This window comes from Bacillus mycoides, from assembly GCF_001757995.1.
GTDB lineage: Bacteria > Bacillota > Bacilli > Bacillales > Bacillaceae_G > Bacillus_A > Bacillus_A mycoides_B.
Window position 1 is genome coordinate 50,245 of the sequence record NZ_LXLV01000020.1, and the last position, 11,430, is coordinate 61,674.

Annotated in this window: 12 protein-coding genes, 1 riboswitch and 1 other annotated feature (1 of these 14 only partly in view); of the genes, 10 read left to right on the forward strand and 2 right to left on the reverse strand. The window is 35.6% G+C overall.

Annotated elements, in window-relative coordinates:
* Positions 1 to 196: a binding site (T-box leader), on the forward strand (it extends 52 nt beyond the left edge of the window).
* A 111-nt stretch (positions 197 to 307) separates the two neighbouring features.
* Positions 308 to 1,663, forward strand: coding sequence for a sodium-dependent transporter (locus BWGOE10_RS07045; RefSeq protein ID WP_070141472.1), 1,356 nt, complete (start codon positions 308 to 310; stop codon positions 1,661 to 1,663).
* A gap of 30 nt (positions 1,664 to 1,693) precedes the next feature.
* On the opposite strand, the gene BWGOE10_RS32795 is transcribed toward BWGOE10_RS07045, so the two are convergent.
* Both BWGOE10_RS32795 and BWGOE10_RS07050 read right to left on the reverse strand, forming a co-directional pair.
* Positions 1,694 to 1,855 (reverse strand): hypothetical protein, encoded by a 162-nt coding sequence (locus BWGOE10_RS32795; RefSeq protein ID WP_171903101.1) that lies wholly within the window; start codon positions 1,853 to 1,855, stop codon positions 1,694 to 1,696.
* A gap of 101 nt (positions 1,856 to 1,956) precedes the next feature.
* A complete protein-coding gene (locus BWGOE10_RS07050) occupies positions 1,957 to 3,228 on the reverse strand; it encodes a murein hydrolase activator EnvC family protein (protein WP_070141473.1) in 1,272 nt (423 codons plus the stop codon).
* Between the two features lie 494 nt (positions 3,229 to 3,722).
* On the opposite strand from BWGOE10_RS07050, the gene gltP reads away from it, so the two are divergent.
* From gltP to BWGOE10_RS07095, 9 genes are all read left to right on the forward strand, one after another.
* The gene (gene gltP / locus BWGOE10_RS07055; protein ID WP_002201184.1) at positions 3,723 to 4,997 is read left to right on the forward strand and encodes a glutamate/aspartate:proton symporter GltP; all 1,275 of its coding nucleotides are present in this window, start codon (positions 3,723 to 3,725) and stop codon (positions 4,995 to 4,997) included.
* A 69-nt stretch (positions 4,998 to 5,066) separates the two neighbouring features.
* Positions 5,067 to 5,585, forward strand: coding sequence for a DUF402 domain-containing protein (locus BWGOE10_RS07060; protein ID WP_070141474.1), 519 nt, complete (start codon positions 5,067 to 5,069; stop codon positions 5,583 to 5,585).
* Positions 5,586 to 5,705: 120 nt separating this feature from the next.
* Positions 5,706 to 5,811: riboswitch (SAM riboswitch) on the forward strand.
* Positions 5,812 to 5,905: 94 nt separating this feature from the next.
* Positions 5,906 to 7,222, forward strand: coding sequence for a Na+/H+ antiporter NhaC family protein (locus BWGOE10_RS07065; RefSeq protein ID WP_070141599.1), 1,317 nt, complete (start codon positions 5,906 to 5,908; stop codon positions 7,220 to 7,222).
* Positions 7,223 to 7,463: 241 nt separating this feature from the next.
* Positions 7,464 to 7,820, forward strand: a complete 357-nt coding sequence (locus BWGOE10_RS07070) for a flagellar basal body rod protein (RefSeq protein ID WP_070141475.1) — start codon at positions 7,464 to 7,466, stop codon at positions 7,818 to 7,820.
* Positions 7,821 to 7,864: 44 nt separating this feature from the next.
* A complete protein-coding gene (locus BWGOE10_RS07075) occupies positions 7,865 to 8,527 on the forward strand; it encodes a PspA/IM30 family protein (protein WP_000814140.1) in 663 nt (220 codons plus the stop codon).
* Positions 8,528 to 8,634: 107 nt separating this feature from the next.
* Positions 8,635 to 9,375, forward strand: coding sequence for a cell wall-active antibiotics response protein LiaF (liaF, locus tag BWGOE10_RS07080; RefSeq protein ID WP_070141476.1), 741 nt, complete (start codon positions 8,635 to 8,637; stop codon positions 9,373 to 9,375).
* Positions 9,375 to 10,430, forward strand: coding sequence for a sensor histidine kinase (locus tag BWGOE10_RS07085; RefSeq protein WP_070141477.1), 1,056 nt, complete (start codon positions 9,375 to 9,377; stop codon positions 10,428 to 10,430). Before liaF ends, BWGOE10_RS07085 begins: the two co-directional genes overlap by 1 nt.
* Positions 10,427 to 11,059 (forward strand): response regulator, encoded by a 633-nt coding sequence (locus BWGOE10_RS07090; protein WP_000598709.1) that lies wholly within the window; start codon positions 10,427 to 10,429, stop codon positions 11,057 to 11,059. Before BWGOE10_RS07085 ends, BWGOE10_RS07090 begins: the two co-directional genes overlap by 4 nt.
* A 10-nt stretch (positions 11,060 to 11,069) precedes the next feature.
* Positions 11,070 to 11,426: a DUF3992 domain-containing protein gene (locus BWGOE10_RS07095; protein ID WP_002126339.1), complete on the forward strand. Its 357-nt coding sequence runs from the start codon at positions 11,070 to 11,072 to the stop codon at positions 11,424 to 11,426.
* The last annotated feature ends 4 nt before the right edge of the window (positions 11,427 to 11,430 follow it).

The following is an 11,430-nucleotide window of genomic DNA, read 5'->3' on the forward strand; positions in this document are numbered from 1 at the left end:
GGATAAGGTGTGAGCCCGGTACGATAAAATATACAGAATGGGCTTGCGAGAGGTATGCTGAACATTGCAGTAGGCAACCCGGGTTCCGCCGTTAAAAGGATAGAGTATCGGAATTTTCCTGTACTTGAACAAGTGGGATTTATCAATCCAATTGAGGTGGTACCACGGTATTTATATTACATATATCGTCCTCTACATGCATATTTGCGTGTAGGGGACTTTTTTATTTTCTAAAGGAGGTGTGCGAGTATGAAATGAAAGTGTATAATTAGTAAAAGTTTAAATATTCAGAAAAGGAGAAATTATAATGAAAGAAACACAGCAATGGACGTCGAAAATTGGCTTTGTACTCGCAGCAGCCGGAGCCGCAGTAGGTCTTGGTGCAATATGGAAATTTCCATATGTTGCAGGTAATGGCGGGGGAGGCGCATTCTTCCTTGTATTCTTACTATTAACTGTATTTATTGGTATGCCTCTTCTTATAGCTGAATTTGTTATCGGACGTAGTACCCAAAAAGAGGCTGTTACAGCATATAAAGTATTAGTGCCAAATAGTAAGTTATATCCTTGGATTGGTCGTATGGGAGTTGTTACCTGTTTTAGCGTACTATCTTTCTATAGTGTTGTAGGCGGATGGATTTTACTTTATTTATACTATAGTGTCACAGGTAGTTTCTGGAACGGTGTAGTCGATTATGGGCAATTGTTTGGTGAAACAATTTCAAATCCAGTAAGTGCGATTGGAGCACAATTCATCTTTATGCTTTGTACCATTTTTGTTGTTAGTAAAGGTGTGGAAAAAGGCATAGAAAAAGCAAGTAAGTACATGATGCCGCTATTATTCATTTTATTTATTGCTATCATTATTCGTGCGTTAACACTTGATGGTGCTATGGCTGGGGTAGAGTTCTTCTTAAAACCAGATTTTTCAAAGCTTACAGCAGATACGATTTTATATGCGATGGGACAATCTTTCTTCTCACTAACGGTAGGTGCCTCGGTAATGGTAACGTATAGTTCGTATTTAAAGAAAGAAGAGCATTTAGCTAAATCAGCAACATCTATTGTAAGTTTAACTGTATTTATTACAGTACTTGCAGGATTAGCGATTTTCCCGGCGATTTTCGCATTAGGAGTTAAACCGACAGAAGGACCAGGACTACTGTTTATCGTTCTTCCTGCTGTCTTTGCGAAAATTCCATTTGGACAATTTTTCTTCATTATGTTTTTAGTTTTATTCTTCTTTGCGACTTTAACATCTGCGATTTCAATGCTTGAAATTGTAGTAGCATCTGTTGCGAAAGATAATGAGAAGAAGCGTCCGTCAGCTTCGTTATTAATTGGTATTCTTATTTTTGCAGTTGGAATTCCATCAGCGTTATCGTTTGGAATTATGAGTGATGTGAAAATATTTGGGAAGACATTCTTTGATTTCGTTGATTTTTCGGTAAGTAATGTATTACTGCCACTCGGAGTACTAGCCATTTCGCTATTCGTACCAAATAAAATGAGTAAAGAGCTATTAATGAAAGAATTAGAAGTTACGGAAACGAAAGGGAAAACATTATTTAACATTTGGTTCTTCTTACTTCGTTATGTTATTCCGGTAACTGTAATTATCGTATTTTTAAATGCGATAGGCGTATTTAAAATGTTTGCATAATAAAAAGACGGAGATTTCTCCGTCTTTTTATTATGTTGTAGAAGTATTTAATAAGCGATTATATGTTTTATAAGCTGTGACAACGGCGATAAATGATCCAATTAAAAATAACGCTGAGCCGCCGAATGTAAATAATCGGCCGATGTATGTTTCTCTAGCTTCTTCTATTTCTTCTTGCAATTGTGTATTCATATTTACCACCCCGCAAAATATAGGCATTTAGTTGTAGTTTATGTAAAACGCCTAAAAAGTGTGAAATGGTAGTAAAAAAAACTCGGTATGCACCGAGTTTTTTATAATCCGATATAAGGAGACGGATCAACTGCGTTTGTCTTACCAACATTCCATTCTCCAATATGAAGTTCGAAGTGTAAATGTTGTCCGTAAGATTGACCGGTATTTCCCATAAAGCCAAGTTGGTCGCCTTGTTTTACAGTTTGTCCATTAGATACAGAGCGGCTACTCATATGTGCATACACTGTCGTATATGTTTTTCCGTTAACACGGTGAGATAAGTAAACAACGTTTCCGTAACTAGATGATAATTCTGAACGGATAACAACGCCATCTGCAGCGGCAATAATTGGAACTGTTCCCGAAGCTGCGATATCGATTCCTTTATGGTTATCTAAAGAACGTGCGCCGAATCCAGAAGTTTTTGATCCAGCCGCTGGTTTAATAAATCCACCTTTGTTCGTATCTTGCGGTGTTGGTGCGGATTGTGTGCCTTCTTTAGCAGAAGCTGCGGCTTGTTTTTTTGCTTCCTCAGCCTTGCGTGCCTCTTCAGCTTTCCGAGCTTCTTCCGCACGTTTTTCTTCTTCAATTGCTTTTTGAACAGCTTGACGCTGGTTTTCTAAAATACCTTGTGACTCTTCTAATCCTTCAATCTCGGAATCTACTTTTGATACTTTCGTATGTAGATCTTTAATAAGAGTTTGTTGCTGTTGTTGATTACTTTGTAACTCTTGTTGTTTTTGTTCTAATTTTTGTTCAGATTCTTTCAGTTGTTGCTCTATTTTCTCAACAGCCTCTTTTTCTGTCGTTACAGCATGTTGATCATCTGTTTGCTTTTTCACAATATCGGTATCGTTATTTAAAATTAAACTTACAGAGTACATATTATCAACAAGATCGGCAATATTTGCAGAGCTTGTTAGTACTTCTGTAATGATACTCGTACGAGGCTTTTCTTGCATAGATTGTAGTCGTTGTTTAATAACTTCCTGCCGTGTATCTATGTTCGTTTGTAATTGCTCTATATGTTTCTTTTTTTCAGTAATTGCTTGCTGCGTTTTGCTAATTTCTTTTTTTGTATCGTTTAATTCAGCTTCGTTTTTATTAATAGAAGTAGTTAATTCGTCGATTTTCTTTTGTAATTCCTGGATTTCTTTTTCTATTTGTTCTTTCTCAGCTGATTTATTTTGTAAGTCGTTTTGTTTTCCCTCTAATTCTGATTCAATTGTAGATAATTTATCTTGACTTGTTTCGGCGTGTACTGGTGAAAGCAACGGTGAAACAAAAATAGTTCCTGCGGCTAAAACGCTGAAAGCTGCAAATTTCTTCATGGTTGTCTGACTCCCTTCCCTATGAATGTATATATCATAAGAAGAAGAAGGGTGTCTATTGTTGTAATCATAATGTAAAGAAAACTTTATAATAATGCTAAGTTTTGTCGGAATTTAGCATCTTTTCGTAGTGTTTGTCATAAAGTTAAAATTCTTGAATGTATAGAAAAAGGTATCAATTTCGATTTTTTCTAAAAAAATCATGGGAAATGATGGAGTTTTCCATGATGAAACATTACTTTAAAAACCTATAAATCACTAGTGAGGAATCGTTCTCATGTGAGGTTTTCTGACATGAGTTTTGTTTTTGTCAAGAAAATTATTTGCGTTCGGGCAAACTTATTTTGTTGTCAGATTTAAAATTTTGATTTATGATTTTTAACAGGGACAAAATGTAGTGAATTGTCGAATAATATGTAATACTCTTAATTTCATGTTTTATAGAGATAGAATGAGAGATAGAGTGACACATCGAAGAGGGGGTTACCACAAGTATGAAAAGAATAGGACTTGCATGGCAAATTTTAATAGGACTTGCGCTTGGTATTGCAGTTGGAGCGATTTTCTTTGGCAATCCGGCAGTGGTTGATTATTTAAAACCAATTGGTGATATTTTCATCCGATTAATTAAGATGATCGTTGTACCAATTGTTGTAGCAAGTATCGTTGTTGGTGTTGCTGGTGTTGGTGATGTTAAGAAGTTAGGCCGACTAGGCGGAAAAACAATTCTTTACTTTGAAATTATTACAACGATTGCAATTGTTGTTGGTCTATTAATAGCGAACATTTTCCAACCTGGAAAAGGCGTGAATATGGATCAATTGACGAAGACTGATATTTCTAAATATGCAGAAACAACAGCTCAAGTACAAAGTCATTCGTTTGCAGATACATTTGTGAATATCGTTCCAACGAATATTATGAAATCATTAGCTGAGGGTGATATGCTTGCGATTATCTTCTTCTCTGTACTATTTGGTTTAGGAGTTGCGGCGATTGGTGAAAGAGGAAGACCGGTTCTTCAATTTTTCCAAGGTGTAGCTGACGCAATGTTTTACGTGACTAACCAAGTTATGAAATTTGCACCGTTTGGTGTATTCGCATTAATTGGTGTTACAGTTTCTACATTCGGTTTATCTTCATTAATTCCATTAGGGAAATTACTCATTGTAGTATACGGAGCAATGATCTTCTTCGTTGTAGTTGTATTAGGACTTACAGCGAAAATATTCGGTATTAACATTTTCCAATTCTTTAAAATTTTAAAAGACGAGCTTATTTTAGCGTATTCTACTGCAAGCTCAGAAACAGTTTTACCGAAAATTATGGAGAAAATGGAAAAATTCGGTTGTCCGAAAGCGATTACATCTTTCGTTATTCCAACAGGTTATTCATTTAACTTAGATGGATCAACTTTATATCAAGCAATTGCGGCAATTTTCTTAGCACAAATGTACGGTATTGATTTATCCATTACAGAACAAATTACATTATTACTTGTATTAATGGTTACATCAAAAGGTATCGCGGGTGTACCGGGCGTATCATTCGTTGTATTATTAGCAACACTTGGTACAGTAGGTATTCCAGCTGAAGGTTTAGCGTTTATTGCAGGTATTGACCGTATTCTAGATATGGCTCGTACAGCAGTTAACGTAGTAGGTAACTCTTTAGCGGCTGTAGTTATGTCTAAGTGGGAAGGTCAATATGACGCTGAAAAAGGACAAGCCTATTTAAAAGAGATATCTGAAAAGGGTCAAGCGGCTTAATTATGATTTGTAAAGCTCTCACATATTATGTGAGAGCTTTTCTGTATGTAGAAGAGGAGAGAAAAAGTTATGAAACGTAAGTACGGTGATGGTTCTACGTGGAAGCGATTAATAGAGAAGACATACACAGTAAAACAAGCTGAAGCAGGTATGTTAGGAATATTGGATATAAAAAAGGTGAGAGAGCCTAGTTATAAAGAATACAATAGTAAAGAACTTTGCATTGCAGGTGATGGGTATACATGGATGCAATATTTTATAAACGGGAAAAACTTTGCAATTACAGCTATGTTAGACAATCAAAAACAATTAGTGCAATATTATATCGATGTGACGAAAGAATTTAAAATAGACGATCGTGGTTTACCTTATTTTGATGATTTATATTTAGATGTAGTATTGTTACCGAATGGTGAGATCTATGTACTGGATGAAGACGAGTTAGAAGATGCTTATAAAATTGGTGATGTTACAAAAGAAGAATATGAGTTAGCATGGAATACAACAAAATGGATTAAAGCGACTATAAAAAATAGAAAATTTTATTGGATCTCAATATTAGATAAAGAAATCGAAAAGTTAAAATGATTGGTTTATTCATATTTTTGTATAATTACCAAAAAAATCTATACAAAAAATAATTGACTTTTGTTTTGTAAGCGAGTAAAGTTAGGAAAGAAATTATTATTAAAAAATAAATATGAAACCTTCTTATAAAGAGAGGCGGAGGGACTGGCCCTACGATGCCTCGGCAGCGGACTCGATTTCAGAGTGCTGTGCCAAATCCAGCAAGCGTGTGCTTGAAAAATGAGAAGAGTGTTTCTTATAGATGTATAAGACCTCTTCTCGTCGGAAGAGGTCTTTTGTTGTTCGTTAGAAAAGGTTTAAAACTAGGGAGAGATGATACTTTGAAAGAAACGAGAGGAAATGGTTTAGCTTTATTACCACTTGGAATATTTTTGGCGCTATTTATTGGTTCAGGGATTATTACAGGTGATTTCTATAAATTGCCGATACTCGTAGCGATTATTATTGCTGTAGGAATTGCTTTAGCGATGAATCGTAAAGAAAGCTTTAATGTGAAAGTGGAACGATTTGCAAAAGGTGCAGGAAATCCAGATATTATGATTATGGTATTAATCTTTGTACTTGCAGGTGCGTTTTCTGAAACAGCAAAAGGGATGGGCGGGGTTGATTCTACAGTTAACTTAGCGTTATCTATTTTACCCCAAGGATTTATCGTTGCTGGAATTTTTGTTATAGGGGCATTTATTTCATTAGCGATGGGTACTTCAATGGGAACAATTGCCGCATTAGCGCCAATTGCTGTAGGTATTAGTGGACAAACTGATATCTCAATTGCACTAACGATGGCTACTGTTGTTGGTGGAGCGATGTTTGGTGACAATTTATCATTTATTTCTGATACGACAATTGCAGCTGTTCGTTCGCAAGGAACAGAAATGAAAGATAAGTTTAAAACGAATTTTTTAATTGTATTGCCAGCTGCAATTATTACAATTGTACTATTAGTAGTTCTTACATTAGGAAATCATACAGAAATTAAAGCTCACACGTTTGATTGGGTGAAAATTTTACCGTACGCAGGTGTACTTATTACAGCGTTACTTGGCTGGAATGTACTGATCGTATTAACGGGTGGAACTGTACTATCTGGCGTAATTGGCTTAATAGATGGAAGTTATACATTAGCGAGTTTCTTTAAAAGTGTAACGACTGGAATTGGTGGCATGATGGAATTAGTATTATTAGCGATTTTGATCGGTGGAATGGTTGAACTCATTCAGTATAATGGTGGTATTCAATATTTAATGAATGTATTAACACGTAACATTCGTTCGAAAAAAGGAGCAGAGTTTGGTATTGCTGGCTTAGTGAGTATGACGAATGTGTGTACAGCAAACAATACAATCTCTATCATTTTTACAGGTCCGCTTGCGAAAAATATTGCGGATCAGTATGAAATTGATCCCCGTAAATCAGCGAGTGTACTGGATCTTTTCTCTTGCTGTATACAAGGGTTAATCCCATATGGTGCTCAAATGTTAACAGCAGCAGGATTTGCTGCGTTATCTCCGGTCGAATTGTTACCGTATGCATTCTATCCAATTTTAGTTGGGGTATGTGGTATTATTTCGATTCTGATTGGATTTCCAAGATTTTCAAAGGTAGCGAAGAAAAAAGAGTATCATAAAACAGCGTAATCGAATATGAATTTTATTATTAGCAACTGAAGCCGTTCAGAGAATATTCTCTGAACGGCTTTTTATTTTGTGAAAATATGTGTTTATCATTTTGGTGAGGTGGTTATATGTATGTTTGTTTGCAAAAGGCTGAATGTAACTCGGTCTTAAGTCTGAGTCAAAAACAGTTCTTAAGCTCGTTATGGAAATATGAAAAAATAGTTAAGATAAGAGTATCAAATCGAAGGGAGGCAAGCACAAGATGAAACAATTTCTAGCGTTTATCGCGGCCGGTATTTTGGCTTTAATTGCTCTTGGTAGTCTTGCTGGTATTGTAGGATTCGCCATTGGAGCAGGAGTTGTGTACTGGAGCTATAAATCATTTGTGCGAGCTAAATCATTCTTTGGAAAGTTAGCTTGGGGTATTGTTGGTTTAATCGGTTTGTCCATTGCACTTTCTCATTCCCCAGCATTAATCGGTATCGCAGCATTAGTAGTTTTATACTACGGTTACCGTGAGTGGAAAAAAGAAAAAAATGTAGTTGTTGATGCTGCTCCAGAAAGTTCTAAACCATATAGCAACTTTGAAGATGAGTGGAACAAGTTAATGAAAAACTAATATAAAACAAATCAAATTATAAAGTAGAAGAGAGGAAGATTATAATGAAACAATCTTTATTCGGACGTGTACGCGATGCAATTTTAGCTGATTTTCATAATGTGTTAGATGAGAAAGAAAGAAAAAATCCAATTGCTATGTTAAACCAATATTTACGCGATAGTGAGCGTGAAATAACAAAAATTGAGAAGTTAATTCAGCGTCATAAAACACTAAAATCTAACTTTGCTCGTGAGCTTGAGCAAGCACGTTATTTCGTTAATAAAAGATCAAAGCAAGCTATCATCGCACAAGAAGCAGGAGAATTACAATTGCATGAACGCGCATTAGAAGAAGTAGCGTATTATGAAGGGCAAGTAACTCGCTTAGAAGAAATGTATGCTGGCGTTGTAGAGCAAATTGATGAGTTAGAGCGTCGTCTTTCAGAAATGAAAAATAAATTAAAAGAAATGAACGCAAAGCGTATGGAATTAATGGCACGTGAAAATATGGCGCATGCAAACCGCCGTATGAATACTGCTATTCATAAAATGGATGAAAATAATCCGTTCTTACGATTCGAAGAAATTGAAGATCACATTCGTGACATAGAGCTGCGTATAAATGAAGAGCATGAGCGTGATACATTTGATATGAAAATTGCAAAACTAGAGCGTGAAATGAAAGAGAAAAATGAAGTATCGTTAACGAAAGAAGTAACAAAATAATTGTAGTATATAATAAAACAGGCTTATGATATAGTGATAGAAGAAAAGGTGTTGGAAAGCAATGCCTTTTCTTCTATGTATATGTGACAAGGAGGGGGGGAGCTGAAATGAAGAAGCAATTTTCAAAAACACAATTAATGGGGATGCTCCTCATCATATTTGGATTCGGTCTTTTTCTTGATATGATACTTGGACATTTTGAACCAGGTGGTCTAATTTTTGCATTTATTATGATTATGTTTGGAAGACATTATCGAAAGAAGAACCGTTATGTAAGAGGGAATGTATTTTTATTTGTCGGTGGTATTGTATTCTTATTCTTCTTATTTTCATCAGCAGCATTCGTACTTGTTGTGTTTGCTTGTTTAGCTTTAATTGGTTATCAACTTATCCAACAAGGACATCAGCAAAAAGCAATGAAAGTTGAAATTAAAGAAAAGGGATATATAGATGAAGAAAAACAAATATATCGTACAGAACCGTATATAAAAAATATGTTTGTAGGTAATGTACGAATGATGGATCATATTTATGAAATAGAGGATATTAACGTCCAATATGGTGCTTGTGACGTCGAGATTGATTTAACAACTGCTATGATTCCAGAGGGAGAAACGGTAATTGTTATTCGGGGAGTCATTGGTAATATTCGTTTATATGTACCATATGATATTGAATTGTCTTTAAATCATTCTGTTATTGTTGGGCGCGTGCTCCTGCCAGGACACGAAGAAACTGGATTTAACCGTAATGTTACGTTTAGAACAGAACAGTATAAAGAAGCCCCTCGTCGTATTAAAATTATTTCTTCGCTTGTCGTAGGCGATACGGAAGTGAGGAAAGTATAATGAAAAAACAAAGGAATATTTCGTGGATGTATATTCGTTACTCTATGTTGTCCTCTGTGAGTATCGCACTTATTTGTACAATTGTATATGTATGGAAAAGCGAGCAACAAGTTTATGATTTACTATGGAAAGAATCCATTGCTTCTGTTCCAATTGGCTTGTTTATTATGAGTACGAGTCTTCTTATCGGAGGAATTGTAGGATATGCAATCGGTTATTATATAGAGCAGCGTATACAAGGGTTAAATACTTTTCTATTTGAAGTAGAGCGAGGGAATTTTCCAAGTGATGTTTCATTTACTGCGGACGATGAATTTCATGAAGTGGAACGAAAAGTAATTGGTCTTGCTCGTCGCTTAGAAGAGCAAGCTGGGCTATTTCAAAAAGTAACGAATGAACGAGCCCATTGGAATGAAGAGATGAGACAAGAAGCGATTTCTCAAGAAAGGCATCGATTAGCGAGAGAGCTGCATGATTCTGTAAGTCAGCAGCTTTTTGCAATGTCGATGATGATGTCAGCCATTAATGAACAAGTAGCTAAAATTCCAGACACGACGAAAAAACAGTTGCAGCTTGTTGAGAATATGGTTGTAAATGCACAATCAGAAATGAGAGCATTGCTCCTTCATTTACGCCCAGTGCAGTTAGAAGGTAAGAAACTAACAGAGGGTATAGAAGAATTATTAACAGAACTGTCTAGAAAGCAACATATGAAAATTGAATGGTTAATTGAACCGATTCAATTAAAAAAAGGTGTAGAGGATCATTTATTCCGTATTGTACAAGAGGCGCTGTCTAATACTTTACGGCATGCGAAGGCAAAGAAAACCGAAGTACGCCTTCGTAAAATTGATCAATATGCGATTTTGAAAATTATTGATGACGGTGTTGGGTTTAAAGTTGGGGTTAATAAGGCTGGTTCATACGGTTTAAGGTCAATGCAAGAGCGAGTTCATGAAATTGGTGGTACATTAAAAGTTCTTAGTTTTCCGAATAAAGGTACGCAAATAGAAGTGAAAGTACCTATTATGATTGAGAGAGGGGGAGAATCATGATAAAAGTATTACTAGTTGATGATCATGAAATGGTTCGAATGGGTGTATCAGCATATTTATCAACGCAGCCAGATATTGAAGTAGTTGGAGAAGCTGAAAATGGAAGAAAAGGTTCAGAGTTAGCTTTGCAATTAAGACCGGATATTATTTTAATGGACCTTGTTATGGATGAGATGGACGGGGTTGAAGCGACACGTGCTATTATTCAAGAATGGCCAGAAGCGAAAATTGTAGTTGTAACGAGCTTTTTAGATGATGAAAAGTTATATCCTGTTATTGAGGCGGGAGCGACAAGTTATTTATTAAAAACATCAAGAGCGAGTGATATTGCAGACGCTGTAAGAGCTACTTATGATGGGGAAACGGTATTAGAGCCGAAAGTTACTGGCAAAATGATGTCTCGTATGCGTCAGAAGAAAGAACAGCCTTTGCATGAGGAGTTAACAGAAAGAGAGTCTGAAATTTTGTTATTAATTGCAGAGGGGAAAAGTAATCAAGAGATTGCAGATGAGTTGTTTATTGCCCTTAAAACAGTAAAGACACATGTGAGTAATATATTAAATAAGCTAAATGTAAGTGACCGGACACAGGCGGTTATTTATGCGTTTAGACATCAATTGACGAAATAAGAAGGAAGCTTTGACTATATATGGTCAAAGCTTTTTGTTGACGGTTATTTATGTAAGCGTTATCATTAAGGTGTTAACAGTACATACAAAGGGGAGAGAGTGTATGTTAGTTCAAACGATATTTGGAATGGATGAAACGAAAAAATTAGGTAACTATGTGAATGCGTTGCAAGCACTTTGTGAACAATATGATATTGAAACAGATCGTATTGCAATTATTGAGGCAACAGAAGAATATTATTTATTTCTAGTGAAGCAAGAAGATTGCTATGATGTTGTAAAAGTAGAAACAGTGGATACGAATATTGATTACTATACGAAAGCCTATAAAGTAAGTAGCTTTAATCATACTTCTTATCAAATGTAAAAAA